Origin of the sequence: Desulfurococcus sp. (assembly GCA_026626905.1) — an archaeon.
Lineage (GTDB): Archaea > Thermoproteota > Thermoprotei_A > Sulfolobales > Desulfurococcaceae > Desulfurococcus.
The window spans coordinates 32,408-56,112 of record JAPNUX010000002.1 but is presented as its reverse complement, the minus strand read 5'-3'; the positions used below and the strand labels follow the sequence as shown (position 1 = coordinate 56,112).

Annotated in this window: 23 protein-coding genes, 1 tRNA gene and 1 other RNA gene; 9 read left to right on the top strand and 16 right to left on the bottom strand. The window is 47.1% G+C overall.

The window, feature by feature from the left end:
• Window positions 1–56 precede the first annotated feature (56 nt).
• Together OWQ48_01785 and OWQ48_01780 are read left to right on the top strand one after the other, a co-directional pair.
• A tRNA-Arg gene (locus tag OWQ48_01785) sits at window positions 57–131 on the top strand.
• Between the two features lie 103 nt (window positions 132–234).
• Entirely contained in the window at window positions 235–447 is a 213-nt protein-coding gene (locus OWQ48_01780; protein ID MCY0867949.1) for a hypothetical protein, read from the top strand.
• Window positions 448–615: 168 nt separating this feature from the next.
• Here the strand turns inward: OWQ48_01780 and OWQ48_01775 are convergent, their stop codons facing one another.
• The 4 genes from OWQ48_01775 to OWQ48_01760 form a co-directional block, all read right to left on the bottom strand.
• Window positions 616–1,200: a hypothetical protein gene (locus OWQ48_01775; protein MCY0867948.1), complete on the bottom strand. Its 585-nt coding sequence runs from the start codon at window positions 1,198–1,200 to the stop codon at window positions 616–618.
• 429 nt (window positions 1,201–1,629) lie between these two features.
• On the bottom strand, window positions 1,630–1,779 hold the full coding sequence (locus tag OWQ48_01770) for a hypothetical protein (GenBank protein MCY0867947.1): 150 nt from the start codon (window positions 1,777–1,779) through the stop codon (window positions 1,630–1,632).
• Between the two features lie 68 nt (window positions 1,780–1,847).
• Window positions 1,848–5,060: an N-6 DNA methylase gene (locus OWQ48_01765; GenBank protein MCY0867946.1), complete on the bottom strand. Its 3,213-nt coding sequence runs from the start codon at window positions 5,058–5,060 to the stop codon at window positions 1,848–1,850.
• Between the two features lie 64 nt (window positions 5,061–5,124).
• Window positions 5,125–5,634 carry an LEA type 2 family protein gene (locus OWQ48_01760; GenBank protein ID MCY0867945.1) on the bottom strand — a complete coding sequence of 170 codons (510 nt, stop codon included), beginning with the start codon at window positions 5,632–5,634 and terminating at the stop codon, window positions 5,125–5,127.
• Between the two features lie 149 nt (window positions 5,635–5,783).
• Between OWQ48_01760 and OWQ48_01755 the strand changes: the two genes are divergently transcribed.
• Window positions 5,784–6,668: an MBL fold metallo-hydrolase gene (locus OWQ48_01755; GenBank protein ID MCY0867944.1), complete on the top strand. Its 885-nt coding sequence runs from the start codon at window positions 5,784–5,786 to the stop codon at window positions 6,666–6,668.
• A 62-nt stretch (window positions 6,669–6,730) separates the two neighbouring features.
• Window positions 6,731–7,732 (top strand): 50S ribosome-binding GTPase, encoded by a 1,002-nt coding sequence (locus OWQ48_01750; GenBank protein MCY0867943.1) that lies wholly within the window; start codon window positions 6,731–6,733, stop codon window positions 7,730–7,732.
• Between the two features lie 12 nt (window positions 7,733–7,744).
• On the opposite strand, the gene rtcA is transcribed toward OWQ48_01750, so the two are convergent.
• From rtcA to OWQ48_01730, 4 genes are all read right to left on the bottom strand, one after another.
• Window positions 7,745–8,818, bottom strand: coding sequence for an RNA 3'-terminal phosphate cyclase (gene rtcA / locus OWQ48_01745; GenBank protein ID MCY0867942.1), 1,074 nt, complete (start codon window positions 8,816–8,818; stop codon window positions 7,745–7,747).
• Window positions 8,799–9,326: a nicotinamide-nucleotide adenylyltransferase gene (locus OWQ48_01740; protein MCY0867941.1), complete on the bottom strand. Its 528-nt coding sequence runs from the start codon at window positions 9,324–9,326 to the stop codon at window positions 8,799–8,801. The genes rtcA and OWQ48_01740 overlap by 20 nt, the downstream gene beginning before the upstream one ends.
• A gap of 21 nt (window positions 9,327–9,347) precedes the next feature.
• Window positions 9,348–11,291, bottom strand: coding sequence for a beta-CASP ribonuclease aCPSF1 (locus OWQ48_01735; protein MCY0867940.1), 1,944 nt, complete (start codon window positions 11,289–11,291; stop codon window positions 9,348–9,350).
• A 118-nt stretch (window positions 11,292–11,409) separates the two neighbouring features.
• Complete coding sequence (locus tag OWQ48_01730) at window positions 11,410–12,036, bottom strand: proteasome subunit beta (GenBank protein MCY0867939.1); 627 nt, start codon at window positions 12,034–12,036, stop codon at window positions 11,410–11,412.
• Window positions 12,037–12,118: 82 nt separating this feature from the next.
• Between OWQ48_01730 and OWQ48_01725 the strand changes: the two genes are divergently transcribed.
• Window positions 12,119–13,177: an NAD(P)-dependent glycerol-1-phosphate dehydrogenase gene (locus OWQ48_01725; protein ID MCY0867938.1), complete on the top strand. Its 1,059-nt coding sequence runs from the start codon at window positions 12,119–12,121 to the stop codon at window positions 13,175–13,177.
• A gap of 40 nt (window positions 13,178–13,217) precedes the next feature.
• Here OWQ48_01725 and OWQ48_01720 read toward each other — a convergent pair whose 3' ends face one another.
• From OWQ48_01720 to OWQ48_01700, 5 genes are all read right to left on the bottom strand, one after another.
• Entirely contained in the window at window positions 13,218–13,922 is a 705-nt protein-coding gene (locus tag OWQ48_01720) for a peptidylprolyl isomerase (GenBank protein ID MCY0867937.1), read from the bottom strand.
• 191 nt (window positions 13,923–14,113) lie between these two features.
• Window positions 14,114–15,340: a DNA primase DnaG gene (gene dnaG / locus OWQ48_01715; GenBank protein MCY0867936.1), complete on the bottom strand. Its 1,227-nt coding sequence runs from the start codon at window positions 15,338–15,340 to the stop codon at window positions 14,114–14,116.
• 90 nt (window positions 15,341–15,430) lie between these two features.
• On the bottom strand, window positions 15,431–15,619 hold the full coding sequence (locus tag OWQ48_01710; protein MCY0867935.1) for a 50S ribosomal protein L37e: 189 nt from the start codon (window positions 15,617–15,619) through the stop codon (window positions 15,431–15,433).
• 15 nt (window positions 15,620–15,634) lie between these two features.
• Window positions 15,635–15,862 (bottom strand): LSm family protein, encoded by a 228-nt coding sequence (locus OWQ48_01705; protein MCY0867934.1) that lies wholly within the window; start codon window positions 15,860–15,862, stop codon window positions 15,635–15,637.
• A 108-nt stretch (window positions 15,863–15,970) separates the two neighbouring features.
• Entirely contained in the window at window positions 15,971–18,367 is a 2,397-nt protein-coding gene (locus tag OWQ48_01700) for a DNA polymerase II (protein MCY0867933.1), read from the bottom strand.
• A 117-nt stretch (window positions 18,368–18,484) separates the two neighbouring features.
• On the opposite strand from OWQ48_01700, the gene OWQ48_01695 reads away from it, so the two are divergent.
• Complete coding sequence (locus tag OWQ48_01695) at window positions 18,485–19,576, top strand: mRNA surveillance protein pelota (GenBank protein MCY0867932.1); 1,092 nt, start codon at window positions 18,485–18,487, stop codon at window positions 19,574–19,576.
• On the opposite strand, the gene OWQ48_01690 is transcribed toward OWQ48_01695, so the two are convergent.
• The gene (locus tag OWQ48_01690; GenBank protein ID MCY0867931.1) at window positions 19,532–20,245 is read right to left on the bottom strand and encodes a nucleotidyltransferase domain-containing protein; all 714 of its coding nucleotides are present in this window, start codon (window positions 20,243–20,245) and stop codon (window positions 19,532–19,534) included. The two genes, OWQ48_01695 and OWQ48_01690, sit on opposite strands and share 45 nt — an antisense overlap.
• A 156-nt stretch (window positions 20,246–20,401) precedes the next feature.
• On the opposite strand from OWQ48_01690, the gene OWQ48_01685 reads away from it, so the two are divergent.
• Window positions 20,402–21,469: a site-2 protease family protein gene (locus OWQ48_01685; protein MCY0867930.1), complete on the top strand. Its 1,068-nt coding sequence runs from the start codon at window positions 20,402–20,404 to the stop codon at window positions 21,467–21,469.
• 53 nt (window positions 21,470–21,522) lie between these two features.
• Window positions 21,523–21,789, top strand: an RNA gene (gene ffs / locus OWQ48_01680) — signal recognition particle sRNA.
• A gap of 14 nt (window positions 21,790–21,803) precedes the next feature.
• Here ffs and OWQ48_01675 read toward each other — a convergent pair.
• Window positions 21,804–22,859 carry a pyridoxal-phosphate dependent enzyme gene (locus OWQ48_01675; protein ID MCY0867929.1) on the bottom strand — a complete coding sequence of 352 codons (1,056 nt, stop codon included), beginning with the start codon at window positions 22,857–22,859 and terminating at the stop codon, window positions 21,804–21,806.
• A gap of 261 nt (window positions 22,860–23,120) precedes the next feature.
• On the opposite strand from OWQ48_01675, the gene OWQ48_01670 reads away from it, so the two are divergent.
• Window positions 23,121–23,408 (top strand): 30S ribosomal protein S26e, encoded by a 288-nt coding sequence (locus tag OWQ48_01670; protein MCY0867928.1) that lies wholly within the window; start codon window positions 23,121–23,123, stop codon window positions 23,406–23,408.
• A gap of 69 nt (window positions 23,409–23,477) precedes the next feature.
• Here OWQ48_01670 and OWQ48_01665 read toward each other — a convergent pair whose 3' ends face one another.
• Window positions 23,478–23,705, bottom strand: a complete 228-nt coding sequence (locus OWQ48_01665) for a hypothetical protein (GenBank protein MCY0867927.1) — start codon at window positions 23,703–23,705, stop codon at window positions 23,478–23,480.

Here is a 23,705-nt window from a genome sequence, read left to right as displayed (position 1 = left end):
TCCTGGAGTCTACAGCTCGCTCGTTTATAATTCTCCCATCCTAGATAGTAAGCTCAGGGCCCGTCGCCTAGCCAGGATAAGGCGCCGGCCTGCGGAGCCGGAGAACCCGGGTTCAAATCCCGGCGGGCCCGTTAACCCTCCTATAGAGAGATTTAACGTAGTTCTTGTTTCATAGGGGTTCCAGGAACTCTTTGGGGCTTGCTCTTAGATTCAGCTAGTAGTTCTTGGCAGGAGATGGTTAGGATTGAAGCTTTAAACCGGGAAGTCAGGTATAGGAGTGGATACCCAGAGGCTTGTCTACTTTTAGGGGGAGAAGTAGCTAGATTCCTGCAAAACCGCTTCAGAGAACTAAAAGTAAGTGAGGCTAGATACGAAGACCTACTCAGCGAAGCAGACCACACATACCCAGAATACCTGAAAACACTAAGAGAACAAAACTGCATCTAGAAGGGGAGTTATATTATTGAAATTCCTTACGAGTATCTCAGAGATTGTTCAAGGTTTATACAGAGGCTTCTCTGGTATACATACCCTTAAAAATCTCTGAACCCGCCGGCCCTGCAAAATTTTAAGGGTATAACCCTAAGATGCCCTTTCCCTCCGCTTCGAACCACGCTAAAGGAAATTCCACGTGAGTACTTTCTTGTCTTTCTCTTTCTTCGTCTTCACGTGAATTATCTTAATATTAGAGTCTAGTTTATTACGGAGCTCTACGATGCTATTTATTCTCGAAGATCTTCTTTTCTTATCTATTCTTTCAAGGTAGTTACGTTCATCGAAGAACAGGATGTACCTCTCATTCGATGTTTCTCCTAACTTTGCTAGTTTTCGAAGGTCGCCTTCAACATAACGGTAGCGTTTTTTGAGCTGTGAGCCCTTGAAGCCATTGAGGAATGATTTAACTTCGATGACGAGCCAGGGCTTATCTACGCACGGGAACTCCTCATTACTGAGTTTTAAGAGCTCCCCACTTTTTACATCGCCGGCTACAAAGTCGAACTTTCTTCTCTTACCTACTAGACCGCAGATGCGTGTATTCAGGTGAACCTTGCTTGCATTATCGAACTTGGAAATCCACAGGTAGTAGAGGTAGCCGACTACATCGGCTTCTAGGATTGGAGTGAACTTGCCATTAGCATAGTCTTCAGAGAGGGCTTTCAATAACTCTTTAAGTCTACCCGAATTCTCTATATCTACCACTAAACTCGTAGAGTGCTATACGCTATAATATAATTTTTAACACTTTACTTCAACGATTACTGCATGCCCTTGAATGCCCCAGATATAGCCAACATCCCATGGATTAAGAAGTATTGAGGAAGATGATGGTGATAGTAAGTCAAAGATAAGAAAGGAGCATATTGATAGGCGACTCGGGATCACTGCAGTAATGTAGTGTTGAGGAGTGAAAAGAGATAACAGGGGTAGTGAAGAATACACTCTAAGGAAACCCTACCCTAATCTTATTCTCAGCTCATCTTTACTTTACAAGCTCCTTCTGGTTGCAAAAGAAACTCATGCAACTTTAACGGGCTTGCCCGTAGAACACGGGCTAAAATAGAATCTCCACGGGCTGAAATTTGAATTCGATTTGAATCGAATTCGAATTTGAATTAATAGAGGAAGAGACTAGTGGTTTATCTTCTCGAATACCTCAATGTATGATATCATGATTGGATTCTCGCTGAGTAGCATGTTGAGTTCTCTCACATTCTTCTTTTTCACTTCTTCTAGGTTGTATTGGGTCTTCAGCTTCTCCTGGTATCTTAGCTTATTCAAACACTATTTAATGGTTGATCTTCAATAGGCTCAATGAAAATTAACGACTAGAAGCAATCAGAGAAGACTTAAAGGGAGATAATGTCTCTAAGTTCTTTTTCTGTTATATTGTAGAGCTGGGCAGTAATGCTATCTATTTCAGCTTCAATTCTCTTGAGCTTGTTCTTCAGGTTTGCTCTATCCTTCCCGTGGATTAGTCTAGCTACCTTGTGCGCCTCTTCTGATAGCATGCTTAGCTTCCGGTGTAGTGGGTCGCCTGGATCATACTTTGGTACTCTAATGTACTCTAGGATGTGTGTTGAGATTGCTGTTCCTAGAGCGTAGGATGATACGAGCAGTATTATAGGTGAGGAGTTAAGGATTCCTGCAAGGTAGTAGGCTTCGCTTCTATCCTCTAGTGGAACTATAACTAGCTTCTCATTAGGGATAACGGTTTTCACCCCTACATACTGGTCGCTTACAGGCTCTAGGACGGCTGCCGAGAACCTAGCTTTACCTGAGACTCCCCCGGCAATATACTTCCAGGCAACCTTGTAGGGTTTGAACGTGTAGCCTCCTATATCGTAGAGAGTGTAGAATGGCTTTCCTCTACCCCAAAGCTTGTGAATGGATCTATCCTCCAATTCCTCCTTGAAGCTAGCGAGGTACTCGTAGGTTCTAGGGTACTCGGCTTTCAATACGTCTTCAGGTATAGGCTTCCCTGATACCGGGTCGTGGGGGATGATGATCCACTCGCTCATCCTCTCTACAAGCCATCTCCTAATACTTCTACCTCTAACCAGCGGGTAGACTAGGTCTCTCTCTACTACCTGCTCTACCTGTTTAACCTTCTTCTTCTGGCCGGGTAGTGGTGGATTCGTGACGATCAGGAGGTTGCTTGATACCTCTGAGAGTACTTTAATCCAGTAGACTTGGTTGAGGGCTGTATTCACGCCTTCATAAGCTTTATACCATGGGGTTGAACCAGTAATCTTCTTCAACGTTCTGTAGGCTCTCCAGGATACCTCCATCCAGGGGCTCCCAGGATCCCTTCTGCTCACTGGGATGACAGCTACACTAAGCCTCCTGCAAGCTTCTACAGCCTCCTCCAGGCTTGCATCTCTCCTTATTCTCCTTGAACTACGCCACAGCACGCATGGCACTGGAAACCTAGTCTCCCCCTCCTTCTCCACTACGATTAGAGAGGTCATGTTGACTGCATTCTCGAAGGGGGTGAGCTCGACGAGGTCATGGATCCTCAGGATCCTACCTCTACTCGCCAGGAACCCCCTCAAGCCGGCTCCAGCCTGAGACTTAAAGACTGAGAAGGGTACTAGGAATGCCAGTACCCCTTTCTCCCTTACATACGAGTCTAGGCTTCTCGCTAGAAATAGCATGGAGATATCTCTCTTAACTCTACCAAGCCTTGCTCTACCTGACGACTTCAATAGCCCGTAGCTCTCCCACAGGGTCTTCGAGCTCCTCCTATACTCTAAAGGCAGCTTCTCCCAGTTCACCCATGGTGGATTACCGATAACATAGTCGAATCCCTTATAGGAGCCCGCAGCGAGGAGAGCTAGTATACTTCTCAGCATGGAGTCTCTTTCACTGTCTTCAAGCTTTAAGAGAAAGCTGTAGAAGCCTGCTACCAGCTGTACCTCGTTTTCACTGAGATTGAATCCCCTTTCAGCTACCTCCTTGAACTCTTCTACCCTGCATTCTACTCTCATGCATTCAGCTACAGCATTAACTAGCTTCCTCAAGAACTCTTTATCCCCAGCTTTAACTGGTAGTACTAGCTCTCCTAGCAGTGTTCTAACCACATATACACCTCTAGATGAGTCTACTTTAACTTCAACACTCAAAGGATCTGCTAAGTACACTGGTATTTCAAAGGGTTCTTGAAATGGCAGGAGGTCGGCTACTACAAGCAGGTAGTTTGTTCTAGCTGCTAGCACTGCAAGCGGGTTTAAATCAAAGCCTACAACACTCCTTGGTAGGTAGCCGGCTAAGTGGTCCTCTAAACCCTGCTTCTCAGCGTATTCTCTAAGCTTCTTCACTGCCAGGATCAGGAAGGTGCCGGAGCCACATGCTGGATCCAGGATCCTCAGATTCAATGGTGCCAGCGGGTCTCCTCTCTCTTCAGCCAGCTTCTCAAAATTCTCAACTGTTATTCCTGCTTCGCTTAAAACAAGATCGGCTAGCCAGTCTGGAGTATAGTATTCACCTAAACTACGTCTAACCTCTCTTGGCACAAGGTTCTGGTACAACTCCTTCAACAAGTCTCTCGGGTACTCTAAATCTAGTACCATGGCTGCAGGCTCATACTCAGAGAGCCTCCTAGCTATAGTGATTAATACTTCAGCGAGTTCTTCATCAAGCTCCTCGAGATACCATGAGGTGAAGCTGTCTCCACTGTAGTTTGCTATGTTCAGGATGCTCTTGAATAACACTCCGCTCTCAAGCTCCATTAAGAGCTTCTTGAAGGTGTTTAACCCGCTCGCGTAGGCTTCTTCAAGCACATCCACATATGACTCCAGGTACCTACCTGTACCGTAAGGATATGCTACGCTTGCTGCTAGCAGTTTCATGAGGAAAGCGTAGTAGGTGTAGACTGAGAGTAAGAGGGCTTCATAGTCTACTCTACCCTCTATACCGTAGAGATCCCTTAGCTCCTCGAGACCCCTGGATGCACGTAGGATATTAGCTTGAGGAGACGTTTTCCTCCAGTGCTCGAGGAGTCCTCTAGTCTCCTGGTTATTCGACTCTGTGAGCTTCTCGTAGAGTACTCTTACAGCACGCTTGGTGAGAGGGCTTGTAGACCCAAAGTCTTCGAGTAATTCATCTACTGACAGCCTTCTCCCCTTGAGGCTTCTAAGAGCTGTGAGAAGCATTAGGAGGGAGCGTCTTCCGAGGTCGTAGGGTCCTTTAAGCACCCAGCGCTTACTCTTAGAGTCGTATCTAGCGAACACTACTCTACTGCCTAGAATAACTAGTAGAGGTCTCTCATGCTCTTTAACTCCAGTATTCCTTAGAATACGCTCTGCAATCCTTTCAACAGCCTCTGCAGTGTTAAGGTCTCCTGAGAGTTCTTCTGTAGCCTCGTACACCACTATGATGTGGGTGAAGGGAGAGTCAACTCTAGTACTAGATATTAAAGTATACTCGGAGCCCTCTACTGGTAAACCAAGCTTTAAGGCTATACTTTCAATTATGCTAGCTGCTTTAACCCTAAAGTTTCTGCTCCCAGAGCACTCTTTAAGCCTGCTTAAAATATCCTCTACACTTTCTCCACCAGCCACTTAAACAGCACCTTACTCCCCGCAATCCCTGTGAATAATATTACCTCGAGTGTATTTACTCTATCTACTCTACTTGAAGCACGCCAGAGATCTCGAGAGGAATGCTTAAGCTGAATACTTTCACGAGGCCGTAGAACTCTACTGGGATTGTAGCAGTAGCTTTCACCTGGTAGCTTATACTAGTATCTCTCTTAGAGGCTAGCTCTGCTAGTAAAGCTAATGCATCTCTATCTTTCACCTCGAGATCTAAGTAGACTGGTGTCGTCGAGTTAGCTGGGATGAAGATACCCTCCTTGTAGCCGTTGCCGAGGAACACGCCCTCAACGTATACATTGTATACTATTTTCTCAACCTTCAGTGTATGGCTTGAGGTATTGTTGACCAGTATTCTAAAAGTTATAACGGCTGCATCAGGTAGAGGCTTGAACGGGGGATTAAAGCCCTTAAGCTTAACGCTAGCTACTTCCACCTTAGCATTTATACTCTTGGCAGTTGTATACATTCCATATAAGCTGTAGCCAAAGCCGGATAATACTAGCAGTAGCACTATAATTACGATAATCTTCTTAGCCATCTAAACCACCATCAGGTAAAAATATGGTCTTAGCCTTGTAAATTCTCTACTAGACTAGGATAGCTCTTAAGGCGTGGTAACTGTGCTAATCATTCAACAATAGTGATTTATGAAGGCTAATTGATCATATGTGATGAGGTGTCTACTTGATGCCCCAAAGCATTATTGAGGCTCGAGTAGTATTCCTGGTTGAGGATAGAGCTAGCAGGCGGTACTTCCTCGGAGAGCACGGGTTATCTGTTCTAGTGGAGGCTGTAGCCGGTGACGGCAGGGTTTATAGAGTACTCTTTGATGTCGGCCAGCATGCTGATACTGTAATTCATAATGCCAGGCTACTGGGAGTGGATTTATCCAGTGTAGATGTAATTGTACTCTCCCACAACCACTATGATCACACGGGGGGCTTGATCAAGGTTTTACAGAGCATCGGGCGTAGAACACCTGTTATAGCCCACCCAGACATCTTCAAGCCATCGATATACATTGGAAGTGAGAGAGTAGAACTTGATATCGGGCCCGGCTGGAGTAAGAGTAAAGCTGAGGAGGCTGGAGCATACTTCATTCTAACACGTAGCCCCATGGAAGTAGCACCAGGAGTATACTATCTGGGTGAAGTAGTAAGAGAAAGAGAAGATCTAGCTCCAGGGCTACCAGGAGCTTATACTATCGAGGATGGAGAGCTAGTTCCACACAAGCTTAGAGATGATACAGGTTTAGCTATCAGTATAGAGGGGTACGGGCTTGTAGTTTTAAGTGGCTGCGGTCACTCCGGGATAACCAATATTACCTTGCACGCCTCGAGAACCCTGAAGGAGAATGTTAAAGCTGTTATGGGAGGCTTCCACTTGCATTCAGCAAGGCTTGAAGTGATACGTGAAGTTACAGGCATGCTGAGGGAGATGAGTGTAGAGGAGGTCCATGCAGGACACTGTACTGGGCTTAGAGCAGAAAGCATGCTGCTCGAAGCCTACAAGGATAAATTCCACCAGGTGTCAGCCGGTTATACAGCTGTATTCAAAGCCTTGAAGAGCTAAGCTCACCAGTAGGATACAGCGAGGAAACCTGTTGTTAACACTGTCAAACCGGGTAATCTATGATGCACAGGGACTTGAAGCCTAGTGTTTTCACGGGGGTCTACATTAGAAGCTACGAGGAGCTATTAGAGTATGTGGATTCAAGGTTAAGAGAGATTAAGGGGAAGGCCACTAGCAAGCTGCTTTCAAGGAAGCTCGACATTGCGTGTACAATTGTAGTAGGTGAGCTCGAGAATATTGTAAAGGCCTCGGAAGCTGTCAGCGGGATGCACGAGTTCTTCAGAGAGCTGTATAGAGTCTACGTGGGTGAGGATCCATCGGTTACCGCGCGTGGATTCAGAAAGCTTTCAAGGGTAGCACGGGATCTATGTAGAGACTACGAGAGTAAGCTCAATGATCCACAAGCAGACCACGTGGCTGTTTTTAGAAGCGGGCTTGGGAGGCTTCTCTCCTTGTACAAGAGGAAGGCGAGAACAGTATCTCTAGTGAAAAAGTATGTGAGTGAAGTGTCGAGAATGCCGGATGTCTCAGGAGACTACAGGGTGGTTATAGCTGGAATGCCACAGGTCGGTAAGTCAACTCTACTCTCCAAGCTTACCAGGGCGAAACCTGAGATTGGAGCCTACCCCTTTACAACCCGTAGCCTGATAGTAGGACACGTGGAGGTAGACTACGGTAGAATAGTCTTAATTGACTCGCCAGGACTACTGGACTCTAGGATCGAAGAGAAGAATATCATTGAGAAGCGGGCTATACTAGCTGTAAAACACCTCGCAGACCACCTCTTATTTGTTTTCGATGTAAACCCCTCATTCTACTACTCTCTAGAGGAGCAGCTTAGAGTATACAGCATGGTTAAGGAGATTCTGGGAGATAAGCCTGCCATGCTAGTGGTTAACAAGATTGATTCAACACCGAGGGAAATCTTAGAGAGTGCTGTAGGCTTCATTGAATCCAGGACTGGGTTAAAGCCTATATTGATCTCAGCTCTCCTAGGATTAAACCTAGACTTGTTGAAGAAGAAGCTTTACGAGGCTTTCACTTCACGTGTAAAGATAGGATAACTCTACTAGCTTCTACGGCTGGAATCCCACGCCGCGTACCGTTATGAATCCAGGTTTATCTAGCTCTCCTTCAACCTTGACTTCAGCTTCAGGGAAGAAGAGCCTGCTGACCTCGATTGCTGTTAGAAGATGCAGTGTTATTCTTGAAACCCCGATCCTACTGACCCCTCTAGCTAGGAACATGTATGGGATGAGCATGTCGCCCATATGCCTGTCGAACGCCATTCCAGACTCTAGTTCCTCTATAAGCTTTAATACAGCCTCCTCTCCAACCCTCTCAGCAGGCTTCCCCTTCTCACCTAGAGAGTCACTGCCGATTCTAACCCCTGGGTCGGCTTCAGCGTATACTAGGATACCGCTACCAGGCCCTAAATGGGGATCCTTTTCAGGCGGGTAGAATTCAAGATTCTCCTCTACATCCTCCCTGAATACTTTTGAGAGAACATCTCTCGCAGCTTTCAACTGTCTTTCAGCAACATGTTGTGGTAGCTTAACACAGTAGCTGTGTATGAAGAATCTTCTCAAACGTCCTCTCTTAACGATCTGGAGGGGTTTCAGGTAGTCTGATAATCCTTTAACCTCTACGTCGACTACTCCGCCGCCACGCGGGTAGTGTCCTCTTCTGATTACTTTAATGCCGGCTTCAACACCCACGTGCTTTATGTTATAGAGGAAGACGTGCTGGAAGTAGTCTACGGGCGGGCTCCACGGTACGTTTGTTCCTCCTTTAAGCCTGATCCTCGAGGATCCCTTAGTGAAAGCTAGTACAGGTAGTATTGCCTGTAGTACTAGAGTGATGCTTCCAGCTGTTCCAACATCAATCTCTGAGATACTGCTACCCCTATACCTGGGCTTGAAGACTATCTCAGTGCTTCCAACCCTAGCATTCTCTACTTCAGCTCTTGTCAGCTCTCTAAGAGCTTCTACAGCTGTTAAATGCTGGGGGCGTAGCCCTGGATTATCTCTTTTAGCTCTAATATTGTATATTCTCACAGGCCTAAGTGTTAGAGAGGATAGTGCTAGAGCGTATCTTAAAACCTGTCCTCCTCCTTCACCTATACTTCCATCAACCTCTAGTATGCTCACTCCTACACACCTCTCTTATCCTCTCTACTCCCCCGATCTCCTCGATGAACCCGGCTATAGCTTCAGGTACTAGTAGCCTCCACTCACTGGATCCTTCAGCTATAAGCCTCCTAATGTACTCTCCTCTATACCTCTCGGGCTCTACTAGCTGGACTCTAATAGTGTTTAATCCGAGCCACTTGAACAAGTAGAGTATATGGGGGTTTCCTGACGCTACACTATCAATTCTCGGGACTATTGAGAGGACGTGTGTAGTCCAGGCCATAGGCATGTGCAGGTCGGGTACTGGTATAAGCCATGACTTATCGAAGATAGACTCCTCCTTGAATAAACGAGTGATCATTTCGACTCGTTCTCCAGCAGTAAACGGGTTCCTGCAGGTGAATCCCTCCTGAGCACTCCCAATTAATACTACTACTTCGTCGAACTCCTCTAGAAGCTTCTTGACGGCTGTTAAATGCCCCTTATGGAACGGCTGGAATCTCCCAGGGAATAAAACTCTCTTCACAGCGACATCCTCTCTGTATTTCTAGAGGAGGTTGATTGCATCAAGTATATTGGGGACTAGTATCTCAGGCCTACCCTTACTCCTTAGTTCTTTATCAGCTTTTAAGAGTGTTGAGAGAGCGTTGAGAGCATTGGGCTCCCCGTGGTTTAATATTATTCTCCTAGGTCTAGGCTCCACGCTTCTAGCGTAGTCTAGGAGCTCGCGTTGATCGCTGTGGCCGCTGAATCCTTCTATACTGTAGACTTCTAGCTCTACATGTAGTACTTCAACTTTGTTCTCGGTGACCATGGTTACACTCCTCGAGCCATCTTTAATCTTCCTGCCGAGGGTTCCCTCAGCCTGGTAGCCTACGAAGATGAGGGAGTTTCTCTTATCGCCTGCAAGCAGCTTCAAGTAGTCGACTGCAGGGCCTCCCGTGAGCATGCCGCTGGTCGCTATTATAACTGACGGTCTATCCTCCACTATATCCGGTCTAGCTGTACCAGACTCAATTGGCTTCACCCACTCAGAGGTAAAGGGGTTCTCGCCATTGTATATTGCATCCCTCAGCGATTTATTCAGGTATTCAGGGTACTGCATGTGTATTGCTGTCACCTCGTTGACAAGGCCCTCCACGTATATGTTCAGCTTAGGTATCTTACCTGTCTTAATAGCCTCATTGAGTACTAGTATTATCTCCTGCCCTCTACCCACAGCGAACACAGGGATTAATACAACGCCACCTCTCTCAGCAGTCCTCTTGACAATACTAGTCAGCTGTTCTTCCGCTTGACTCCTGCTCTCCTGAAGTGTTGCCCCGTAAGTCCCCTCCATTATGAGGGTTTCAACTCGTGGGAACTCAGCGTTAGCCTTATTAAGGAGTCTTGTATCCGAGTACTTGAAGTCCCCTGTATACACGATGTTGTAGAGCCCCATTCCTATGTGCAGGTGGATTATTGCTGACCCAAGAATGTGGCCTGCGTTATACATTGTGAGCTTTACGTCAGGGGCGACATCTGTCACTTCATCGTAGTCTACTGTTATCGTGTGCAGTATCAGCGTGGAGATATCCTTCTCGGAGAACGGCACGTACTTACCCGACCTTCTAGAGACCTCTACGAGATCCTTCAACATTACTATCATCAACTCTCTTGTAGGCTTCGTAGCATAGACCGGGCCACGGTACCCGTACTTGTATAGTAGCGGGACGAGTCCGACGTGATCTAGATGTGCGTGCGATACTATAATACCGTCAAGCTCCTCTAATCTAAAAGAGTCTAATTCCAGCAGCGGGTATGCTCTAGTGGGATCATCAATTGCACCAGCGTTAATCCCCAGGTCTAGCAGTAGCTTGCTCTCCCTGGTTTCCACGAGTATTGCTGATCTTCCTACCTCGCGGAATCCTCCCAGCCCTGTCACTCTCACGTAGTTGCTCTTGAATATTACATCCCTGTGTATTCTCTCCCCTAGCCTCCTCAGGAATTCAACCCTATAGCTGCTCTGCTTTAACACGTTGCTGAGAACCTCGTAGAGGGTTTTCGACTCCAGTGGAGACGACCTCTGGGGGATCACGCGCCACCCTGTCTTAGCTAGGATTAAATGCCTCATTATGCTTCCTCTGCCGACAAGATAGCCTGGCTTCTCGACTTTAACCCACATCTCGCCTGAAGTGTCATCGAAGTATATGCCTTTAGGGTCTATTCCTGCATCCTTAGGGGCTAGCTCGAGTAGAATACTCTTAGCTTCCTCAGGCGGGAGGCGGTTCTCAGGTGAAACCCTGATTACTATCCTCTTCCGTACTTTCCTAGCGATATTCTGAGCTAGGTCGAGGTGCTTCTCTATAGCGTTCCTGTTTTTCACGTATATGACTATGAAGGGGCCCTCGAACTCTATGTTTGATAGTTCAAGCTCTGCTGGTATTTCTTCAACTATGCTTTTCAGCAGTTCAAGCTTGTTCTTCTCAAGCACTATTCTATCTAGCTTCAAAAGACATCACTTCGCGTTAAGCTCTCTTAGAAGATGTTTACGATGCGTATTCAAGCTAGTGCTGATCAAGTGAAACAGTGCATAAGGGTTTATAACTCTTTACCTTGAATGGAAGCGGCTAGATTACACGGGTCTCCTCCGAGATCCTCTTAAATGGAATTGTCTCCTCCAGGTAGCCTTCAGGGCCTATTACAACCAGGTCAACTCCCTCGCCACTAAATCCATCTCTCATCACTGCAGCGGCAACAGCCTTGAAAGCCAGCTCTCTAGCTTCACTAAGGCTTAAATCCTCTCTATACCCTTGCTCGAGCACGCCGAATGCTACCGGCGAGCCGCTTCCAGTAGCCATGTACTTCTCGCGGGATAAGCTGCCGTAGAGATCCATGTAGTAGAGGCTAACACCAGTGTGATCCCTTCCACCTAACAGTAGCTGGACTATGAAGGGCGAGTACCTCAAGTATGCTGAAAGCACTAGAGATAGCCATGAGGATAGAGAGCTTATAGGCATAGGCTTCCCTACCTCCAGCTTATATCGTTCAGCAGTAATCCTGGCCATTTCAGCAATGTACTGGGCGTCAGCTACAAGCCCTGAGATTGTTAGTGCAGCGTAATCCGTTATCTTCAGGATCTTCTTGACGGCTTTATGGTAGACCATGGGTCCTGCTGTAGCTCTCTTATCAGCTGCTAGCACCACGTGATCCCTGGTGACTAGTCCCACCGTAGTTGTCCCAGTCCTCTTCTCCATTGAGAGAACCACCCTCTAAGACTATCGAGATATTAAGGCTTTCAGCATTATAAAGATAACCATATAGCAGGGGGTTGTAGCCTTGAATAGTATCCACGAGATAACGCTACCAAGCAAAGTGCTCATAGGTCCTGGTGCAATCAAGAGGATTCACGACGTGGTCTCCGGGATACCCAGGGTACCTGGCCAGATAGGTATTGTGACAGGCGAGAACACCTATAAGGCTGGAGGCAGGATTGTTGAGGAGATGCTAAGCCGAGATAACAGTGTTGTAACATGGTTTGCTAGTGATGCCTCAGTATCCACAGCTGAGAAGCTAGCCTACGAAGCTGTAGAGAAAAAAGTAGGCATAGTGGTAGGTGTCGGTGGTGGACGCGTAATAGACTTAGCTAAGTACATTGGATTAAAAACAGGCGCTCATGTTATAAGCGTGCCTTTAGCGCCAAGCCATGATGGGATAGCAAGCCCCTTTGCAAGCCTTAAAGGGCTTGCTAGACCGACAAGCATATACACGAAGACTCCCTACGCAATAATAGCTGACACCGAGATAATATCCAAGGCTCCGAGGAGACTCATACTCTCAGGTGTAGGAGACCTGCTCGGCAAGCTTGTAGCAGTTAAAGATTGGCGTCTAGCACACATGTTGAAAGGCGAGTATTATGGTGAATACGCTGCTCAGCTAGCATTGATGAGCGCGAGGCATGTCATAAAATACCATGAATTAATCGCAAGAGGGTCTGAGGAGGGTATAAGAATACTCGTAGAGGCGCTTGTGAGTAGCGGTGTCTCAATGTGTATAGCAGGCTCGAGTAGACCTGCCAGCGGTAGCGAGCACTTATTCAGCCATGCACTCGATTTAATCGCGCCGGGTAGAGCGCTTCACGGCGAGCAGGTGGCGCTTGGAACAATAATAATGCTCTACATATACGGGGATCCGAGATGGAGGCTTGTGAGAAACATTATGAAGAAGATAGGCTTGCCGACAACTGCTAGAGAACTAGGGTTCACGCCGGAGGAGGTAGTCAAAGCTCTAACAATAGCGCACTCCATTAGACCCGAGAGATACACTATTCTAGGGGAAACGGGTCTGACAAGCGAAGCAGCATACAAGGTAGCCAGGGATACAGGTGTAATCGATTAAAGAAAGACTCTAGCTCTCGCTGCTACCCAACGGGACCCGGCTACTGGCTTCTAGTGATTACCTCCTGGAATACCAGAGAGGATACTTTATCCTTGAACAAGTCGAGTATCTCGGCAGCAAGCGCTATCTTAGAGTAGCCTAGATCCCTCTTCGATAGATACTTGCCTGGTATTGAGATAGTCATCTTTCCCTCACTTTCGCTTATAGATACTTCTACTTCACTGAGCGGTATCTTAAGGTATCTCGAGGAGAGAGCTCTAGCCTTCTCAACGAGATCCTCTATCTTCCCTACTATTTTCACCTTGTATACAAGGGTTTTACCGGCTAATGGGTGATTAAAGTCTACTGTGACTCTACCGCCACTCACGCTTTTCACTATTCCGCGGGCTCCTTCCACCTCCACTACATCACCTACACTAGGATTATAGCCTCTTCTCTGGAACTCTCTTAAACTGTAAACTCTGACTTTATCTGGTGATCTCTCCCCGAAGGCCTTCTCAGGCGGTAGCTCTACTTCAATCTCGCTTCCAACATCGTATTTGAGTACCTCCTCCTCTACATGCTCGTTCAGCCAGCCTCTTCCAAGTATTATTAGCGTGGGCCCGTACAGCTTGTCTGCTTCATAGATATTCTCCTTCTTAGCTAGCTCTGCATCTGTTGTGTCTACCAGTGTATTCGACTCTTTAACTCTAACAGTGTACTCGACTAGCACGAAATCTCCTTTACTCAGCGGCAAGACTCCCACCATGCAATCCAGCCTTTTAATTCATGCTACAAGCTGTTTCCTAATCTCCTCTACCCGATTTTAAATATCTTGTCTTACAAGAACACGTGGATAATCCAGCTGGCAGAGGGTTGAGTAGCTGGGTCTTCACGCATAGCGTGCGATAGCTTTAAAAAGAAGGCCCCGGGGAGCTATTCCTGGAAGCGTAATGATCATAGGAGTTCATTGAAGGTTAGGACAAGAAGCTCAGGCGGCTTGTACATGGCTTTCCCTAGTCTAGCACCTACCAGCACTTTAACCTGCTTCTCGGCTGCAACATCTATCAGCCTCTGAGTTATTATACCATCGAATACTACAGCGTATACTCCCCCAGGCTCAACCCCCTGTATCTCGGCGACTAGATCCCTCACCTGCACCTGCTTAATGAGATTCCAGCTGCTCGAGTATAACTTGGCTTCTAGTGTTCCATGGAGCTCCTTAACGTCCTTAATAAGGCTTGATGGTAGTGTTAGAGTCTCCGTCTGCTCAGATACCAGTTTCTCAGGGGGTTTAACAGCCTCCTCCGGCATCTTGTGAAGCCTTCTCTGCACTTGCATGAGGAACTGGGCTTCCCGAACCCCTTGCTTGAGCTGCTCCTCTAGGTACTGGAATACATCTACCTTCCTGGAGAGAGCCTCCTCAACCTCCCGTGAGCTGAGTTCCTCGACCTCCCGCTCGCTCGGCGCCCGCGCTACATAGTCGACCTTCATGTTTCTTAGAACTTCCCTTAGTATTAAGTCCCCGCCGTGGTCTCCGTCGACGAAGAGAGTTATCTTTTTGGATTCAGCTAGGCTTTTTAGGGTTTCAGGGACTCTTCTAGCTCCTCCTAGAGCTATAACGTTCGTGTAGCCGTAGCGTAGTAGGTTTATTACGTCGGCTCGTCCTTCGACAACTATTACCTCCTCCGCTTTATCCACGTCTGGTCCGGCTGGAAGCTCCTCGGGGCCGTATGATATTGGTTCAGGGGTCTTCATGTACTCCTGTATAGTTTTAATTAGTTCCTTGACATCAGGAGTCTTCTCTTTACTCCACTTTCTAAGTATTTCTACAGCTCTCTCAATCACCTTCTTTATTCTCTCCACTCTAAGATCAATGATATCCACTACTGTTATACTTGAATCGTAAGGTCCTACTTTATCGACAGTTTCAATTAATGCGGCGAGTAGTGCTGTCTCAACTCTATCCAGGTTGCTGGGTATCTGTATTTCTCCCACGGTCTTGTTCCCTTGAACCCTAGTATTTACTACTATTCTCCCGACGCGACCTCTATCCTGGAGAATTCTCAAGTCAAACTCGTTACCAAGGATCCCTTCTGTCTGCCCGAAGATTGCTCCTATAATGTCATGCTTATCGACAACTCCGTCGATTTCTATCCTGGCTTTAACAAGGTACTTAGCCATAGTGCTGACACCACTCTTAAGTAAAACTTATGTGTTAAGAGAGGTAATTATTCTATCTAAATCACAGGTATTAAGCCTGCTGCCTCCGGGTTAAACTACTCGAATCCTATTAACCTTCTTGTTAGCCCACTTATACCTCCTAATCCTCTTACTCCTGCCGAAGCCGCATGCTGCACAATACCCTTTCGCTACATTGAAGCTGTGGCGCCCGCATCTCCTGCATCTTATATGAGTCTTGCTTCTCCCATGCTTACCCATACTGGTTGTACCTTTAACCATCTAGCACACCCCTTCCTACTCGTTTAACGGTGATACAAGTACTACGGTATCGCCTCTAACTACAACTGTTCCAAGCTTTCTTGTTGATCCATCACTGTGTATTTCATCAGTGTCATCTAACACTACATTTAAGTGCTGGTCGAAGCTTCTAAGCCTTCCTCTGAGCGCCGTGTTATCCTTAGTTTTAATTAAGACTAGTTTTCCAATACTCTCCTCGAGTATCTTGTGAGCTGTCTCACTCAACTATACCACCCATGACTCGAGTACTCCAGTTCAAGCTACTGGTAGCTTAGTAACGTTTAATTCTACCTCTTCTTTAAACTTAGAGTATCCTTATAAATCTACCTTTAATCAACTAGACTTCCCTCTACTGTAGTCGAAGAGGCTTCTCCTGCCAGCTGTGCTTGCAGCCTTCTTTAATGTATCCTCTGTCACACCAAAGTAGCCGAGGATTCTTAGCGCTGCTGGAATAACCTGGTGTTCCACGTAGTAGGCTGAATCCACGCTTCTCGGATCCTTGACTAGAATGTAGGGTTCAGCTCTCTCAGAGATCTTCCCTGAACCCTTAACTACAATATATCCTACTTTATCTCCTACTTCAACCCGCATACCCATTCCTTTAAGCTTTCTCGCAGCGTTTACATGTGGTGCTTCAACCTTGTACTCTTCTAGCGGCCTTGTGAGAGTCTTCCACACGATTAGTTTCTCGAGAGGTATTTTACCCTGGTTTAAATCTGCTATAATCCTTCTAACGTACTCTATGGCTTTATCTACATTCTTCTCGCTGAGGAGGATCTCTGTGACCTCCTCTTGAACATCCTTAGCTATCTCAGCCCAGTCTCCTCGCACTGCCTCAAATCCTACTATATCTACGCGTCCATCTTCTAGTAGCCCAGCATACCTCTTCTTGGCTTCAGTGAAGAATACTCTCCTGTACACCTTGTCAACTTTTATCTCGAAGCCTAGTTCCTTCTCAACGAATTCTACCAGCCTGCTTATTTTATCCGGGTTGTTCTCTACGAAAAGAGAGTCTGTGTCACCGTATATCACTTTTAACCCTATTTTTCTCGCGTAGTCTATTGCACTCAGGATCGTTCTACGCCCCCAGGCTGTCACAGCTTCAGCACACTTCCTGCAGTACCATCTAGCTGCAATCCATCCCATGTATCCGTACGCAGCGTTAGCTAGTACTTTAATAGCTTTCTGCCTTTCATCCAGTAGCTTGTATTCTGGTGAGTCGGGAGCATACTTCTTCATTTCAGCTCTTATTTGTCTTCTAAGCGATAGTAGTGCTTGAAGGACGTCTTTGAGGAAGCCTGGCGGCTCTCTTCTAAAACAGTGTCCTACCTCAGGTGCAATGTTATGCTCTCTCTCATTGCATTCATCTTCCACTATGGTGTCAGGCCCTATATTATACTTTATCATAATACTGGGGTACATGCTTGTAAAGTCCAGTACTGCGATATTCTCATGGATCCCTGTTAATGGCTGGAGTACTACAGCCCCCTTATAGGGTTCAGCCTCCTTCTCCACTCTATTCGGTATCAGCTCATTCTTCTCGAAGGCCTCCCTCATAAGGAACCATTCAAGCCTGTTGCCGACGCTTGCAGCTCCAACTTGATCCAAGGGTAACCCTGTAATACTGGAGAGCTGCATAGCAAAGGGGAGGAACTTCTCGGCTAACCCCATTGTGGATTCAACATCATCCATGTTGTACTTGAGGAGCAGGCTTCTCTTACCTGGATCCCTCCAGTACTTTGGGATATCAGTGTAGTCTATGAGTACTCTCTCACTTCTCTTCATTACACCGAGGTAGTCTGCTACTACGTCAAGGCTCTTCAACTTTACTTCAGGTATGCCTTCAGCATAGTCTAGCAGGTCAACGTTAAGCCTGCCTGGAATAGATACATGGCCGTACGTGCTTGTAGAAGGCTGCCCGTTGACTCTTCGACCAACATCTAGCTTCAAGCCCAGGGTTTTCGATCGCTCCAGCAGGTACTGCCAGTCGAATCTATTACTATTATATCCTACTATCACGTCCGGATCGTACTCCAGGATGTAGCCTGCAAAACCTGAGATTACTCCTCTATCATCCATGCCTTCAGCCGTGAACTGTTTTCTCTCACCGCTACTAGTTTTCACTCCTATCACTATAACCGGGTCTCTCTCAGGATGCGGGGAGCCTGACTCAGTGAACACCTCGATGTCGAATGCCAGCACGCGGAGATCGGAGGGTGGTCTTACATCACCAACTGGTTTTATAGAGCCTGTGACCTCGAATGCCCTGGCGACTCTATAACCTGGTGGGACAGGGGCTTCCACCACCTCCGCAGTATGCCATCCACAGGGCTCCAGCATGTGGTCGAGGATATACCTCATGCTGAACCTTATATCTGCTTCTAGGACTTCCTCCACTCCGCTAATAGTTCTCACGATATCCCTGTATCTCCTCACGGATTCAGGTATAACTGTTGTAACCCTTAACGCTTTAACCCTTCTCCCGAAGAACTTCTTCTCAACAGGTCTTACATCTATTATCGGGGATCCCGCTTCACTCAGCGCTTTAATTCTTCTAGCTATGGTGTCGGTGTCAGCATCCTCCCTCAATATAATGTAGAAGTATGGGCGGAACCTCCGGTCCCTTAAAACTATTCTCTCACCACTTCTAGTTACACCCCAGAGTATTACGTGGGGCTCCCGGCCCACAATCTCATAGGTTGCATCTAGAAGGTAGAATTCGATCTCCATGAGTATTCACTCTAGCCCCCATTAGAATACCCTGGTAACCCACTATATTAATACCGTCTTTTAAGACTCTAAACCCGTGGAGAATAAGCTCCATAGCACTACGTGAAGGTGAACAACATGAGGATACTTGAAGAAGACTTGAGAAGCGGGGTTATCAGAGTCCTCGTAGAAGACCAGGATGACCTCTGGGCTCTATTCATGCTGTTGAAGCAGGGTGATATAGTATACGCTAAGACAACCAGAGAGGTTAAAGCTGGTGAAGGAGGTAGCAGCAGGAGAATACCTATGACGCTGGGGTTACAGGTTGAAGCAGTAGAATTCCAGGAGTTTACTGACAGGCTTAGAATTAGAGGCATAGTAGTTGATGGCCCAGAGGAGTACGGGATTAAAGGACACTACCACACGATCAATGTGCATCCAGGCGACCAGGTAGTACTAGTAAGAGAAGCCTGGGATGAACAGAGCTTGAGCTTCCTGAAGGATAGCGTGAAGAAGAGAAGAATTCTCCTGGTTACAGTAGACTACGATGAAGCATGTGTCGCCGTGCTCACAGAGCAAGGTGTTAAATACTATGATGAGTTGAGGTCTAACATCCCCGGGAAATCCTATAGAGTTGAATACGATGAGTTAATCAAGAATTACATTGAATCACTTGAATCCATAGTAGCCGGTGTTCTAGAGAGAGAAAACATTAATGCAGTTATAGTAGCGGGGCCAGGCGACTTCAAGAATAGGGTTGCAGAAGCTGTAAAAGCTAGTAGAGCAGGCATCCCAGTATACGTGGATTCTACTTCAACAGGAGGATGCCACGGGGTAAGCGAGCTTCTGAGGAGAGATGTAGCAAGGAGGATTATGGGGGAGCTGAGTATTGTGAAGGCAAGGGGGATCCTCGAGGAATTCAAGAGGCTCTTAATCTCAAGCCCCGAGCTAGTAGCCTACGGTTTAGACGATGTATACGAGGCTGCTCTCTACGGCGCTGTATCTAAAGCAGCCTTAACCCACGAGCTACTACGAGAAGAGAATGAAGAGAAGCGTGAACGTGTATATGAAGCGCTCGAGAGGATTAGAAAAAGTAGAGGGGAAGTCGTAGTTGTCTCCAGTAGAAGTGATGTGGGAGCTGAAATCGAGGGGTTTGGAGGTATTATCGCTCTCCTCAGATACAGGTTATTCCGAGAGCATCCTCCTCAGGAAGACGTTTCTCCGGGATAACTCTTCTAAAGCGTTTTCAAAGGACTCTTCGGGTGCGAGCTGGTGTTTAAGGAAGACTCCTGTCCTCCCTATAATACTCCTCCTGGTTAGAACTCTCACTCTCTCCAGTACGGTCTCAATACTTACGTCCAGCTTTCTCGCAACATACTCCTCGAATCCTCTGACCGTGACCTCCACGTGTCCTCTTGGAGTAGGATCTATGAGTACCAATGCTTTGTTTACTCCTGGAACCCTTAAACCCTCAGCCAGCCCTTTGTAATCCAGCATCCCCCCAAACCTGTAGAACTCGTACTCTCTTGGTTTAAGCTTGAGGAGCGGGAAGCTAACAGTCTCTTTTTCCTCGCTATCCAGTACTATGTAGGCTTTAGGAGTGTTAACAGGTGTAGCCATAACTATGAAGCGAGCGTAGGGTTTAATCCCCTTTTCCTCGAGTATTATCTCAACGAGATAGCTGGGGATGGGTTCAGGTATAAACAAGTCTATATCGCTACCCTTCCAGACATCTCCTCTCGCTATGCTTCCATGGACGTAAGCGTTAACTCCCTTCTCATTGAAGAAGCTGAGTAGTCTTAAAGCCCTCTCTCTAAGCCTTCCGAGAAGACTCCAATGCTCACTAGTGTAGACTACCTCTTTAAATTCTGATGTTGAACCCGGCTGCATCCTTCTCAATAATCCAGCACCTGATTAACCTCCAGGCTTCTCGAAGACCCCTGCAGGTGATTTATCGCTTTACACCCTAATTTAAGACTTCAAGCTTTCATCTTCACTTAAAGAGGACTTAGAGAATCCGTAGTCACGTGGATTGAATACCAGGGATTGATCGCCATGGATTGGATGACTACTGTAATACTCTCGGTAACCGTCTTCTGGGTAGTTGTTAACCTGCTCTACAGGCGGGTACTCCAGGGGAGGTATAGTGGTGTAGAGGTAACAGGCTATGTTATTTTAAATGTGAAGAAGAGCTTGAAGGTTGAGAGCAGGCTCTCCAAGAGAAGCAGCATCTACAATATCCTGGTGATCCTAGCTTTCGCAGCCTCCCTAGTATTCTTCTACGCCTCGATCATTGCTTCAATAGCTAGTAAGATATCAACTGGTGAGAGCGGTGTCACTCTTCTAGTGCCGGGGGTGAACGTTGTAGGAGTAGACATCTTATACTTTATTATAAGTGTAGGCTTAGCTACCTCTCTCCACGAGTTCCTCCACGCGCAGCTCGCCTTGAGGAACGGTATTAACATTAAATCCTATGGATTCATTCTAGCCCTGGTAATCCCTCTTGCATACGTTGAGATAGATGAAGATGCATTCAAGCAGGCTGGGATCTCGAGGAGGCTCGGTGTGCTATCAGCTGGTATTGCAGGTAATCTTGCTCTAGCACTTACTTCACTACTACTTCTCTCAGCTATCACGCTACCGGTTGGCTTAATGATCACTGATGTAAAGCCTGGGAGCCCGGCTGACGGCAGGCTACAGGCTTACGATATAATAGTAGAGGTTAATGGGACACTAGTTAAGAGCATCAAGGATATACCTAGAGTAGAGAAGTTAGCTAAGCCGACAGTACTCTATGTAAGCGTTTTAAGAGAGGGCAGGATAGTGAACCTCAGCATCCCCATAGGATTAAACGATACTAGAATAGGAGTGTATCTTGCACCCGCCTTGAGAACAGAGTTAATAGCTTTTCTCGGAGCCCCTCTAACTGAAGCAGTATACAGATTCCTCTCATGGAACTATATCGTGAACTACAGTATAGCTCTAGTAAACGCTGCCCCGCTTTTCATCACAGACGGCGGTAAATTCCTCAAGGAGATACTAGGGGATAAGCATAAAAGCGTAGCCGACACCATCAGCCTGGTAACACTCATACTAATCCTCCTACTAATACTCCATCCTTGAGAAGAAATAATAACCCGCTAGACGATAGGAAAGCATGCCGCGGGCGCAGGGAGGGCCTGGCTTAAGCCAGGCCAGAAAACTACTGCATCCACCAGGAGCCGGCCACCCCCCGCGTGAGGCCGTGAACCCCGCCCCATGGGGCCGGCGGAGGCGGAGCCCCCTCTGGAGGGAGGGGGTGAACCGCCTTAGCTGGGGGAACCTGGCCAGGCCCGGAAGGGAGCAACCTAACCCTGGACGCCGGCGTTCATGGGTCAACGGGGCTGAGCCAGCGCGGATAAGGCTCTGGCCGGCTTCCTCGGTGGATGCAGTAGAGCTGTGCCCGCGGCCGTTCTCGCTAGATGGTTTTAAGCCCTGAGCCTGTTAGCACTATTAAGGTCTTCTTGCCTGCAAGCATGCTTTTAACCTTCTGGAATGCAGCGTAGGCTGCTGCAGATGTAGGCTCTACAGTGAAACCCATCTCCCAGAGCTCCCTCCAAGCTTTCTCGATCTCGCTGTTGCCAACTAATACTATGCTACCCTTGTACTTACGGATGACATCAGCTATCTCCTGGAGTCTCGGGGGATTAGGGACCATTATACCGTCAGCTAGCGTCGACTCCTCGCCTTGCGCTACTTCCCCTGTGAGAGCCCTGTATACGGGTTGAACGCTGTAGCCTTGAACAGCTATGAAGTGGGGTATTCTAGTCAGCCATCCTGCCTCCACAGCTTTCTCGAAGCCTTTCACTAAGCCGAGGAATAATCCACCAGAGCCCACCGGGGATATAACGTAGTCTGGTGTATCCTCCTCAAGGACCTCCCATGCTATAGTCGACGCTCCGAGAATATAGAAGTAGCTCCAGGTGTGAGCAACATAGAAGCTTGAGCCTTCTGTCTCCCTTAGAACCATCCTGGCAGCATCATCCCTTGATGGAGCCTCGATTACTTCTGCTCCAAGCATTCTTAGAACTCTCTTCTTTCCTTCAGGGGCTGCTCGAGGCATGTAGATTCTAGCTTTCAAGCCGTATAGATTAGAGTAGAGGGCTACAGCTATACCGGTGTTCCCGCTAGTATCCTCTACAGCCCTCTTGAACCCCATTAAGTAAGCATAGTATAAGGCTAGAGCTGAACCCCTATCCTTGAAGCTCCCGCTGGGGTTGAGGTATTCAAGCTTGAAGAGTAGGGTAGAGCCCTCAATCTTCTCGGCGACTAGAGGAGTATCCCCCTCTCCTCTAGTCTTCTCGGGCTTCAAGGGTATTAAGCCATGATACCTCTCCCACACCCTTCCTGATTCATGTTTCACCAGCTTAAACTCATGCGAGATATCTAGTGGCATCCCGCATCTAGGGCACTTCCAGTAGTATACGCTGAACGCATCAGCTTCAAACCCGCATTTAGGGCACACCCACTTCACGCTACTCACCCCTGGAACCCCAGGCACGTGGGTCTAGTACTCTCCCTAAGTGTATATTATAGCTTAACTAGTCTAAACGCTCCCCTGATAGTTTAAAGCGAGTGTAGCTAGAAGTATTCTCGAACCCCAGGGTACTATTAGAGCTATAAAACACACTCTAGCTGAACAGGGTCGTGTTGAATACAGAATTAAGTTTATTAATGGATATGTATCTGTGGTTTATCTAGCAGGTTTAACCTAAGTATTGAGTGGTGCATGATTATGCCTAAAAAGAGGGAGAGTAGAGGGAGGAGAAAAGGGTCTAAGGGTAAGGTAGAGTATATTCAGTGCGATAACTGCGGCAGGCTCGTGCCGTCAGATAAGGCGGTATGCGTGACTAGAATGTACAGTCCTGTACCACCGCAACTAGCCATGGAGCTCGAGAAGAAGGGGGCGATTATACAGAAATACCCTGTCACCAAGTGCTACTGTATCTCGTGTGCAGTACACTTAGGTATAATCAAGGTTCGCCCAGAGGAGGAGAGAAAGGAGAAAACAACGCTAGCCTAAAGGTCTAGCATTAGACTCTATTTGTCTCACAGAGATAGTAAAATATTAATATTGAATGGACTACTAATCCTACCCACCTTTCAACGCCTTCACGATCTCAACTTCCATATCCCTGCATATATCCTCGTTTCCACCCAGTGTTCTACCCTGGCTTACAGCTAGGAGAATATTGTACTCGGGTTTCAAGTCGCATTTAGAGGCTATTTCCTCTAGAAGAGACTCTACTTTCACACATCCACTGCTTTCAATTATTACTCTACAGTCTCCGCCAACTACTTCGGCTACTATGCGTGGCAC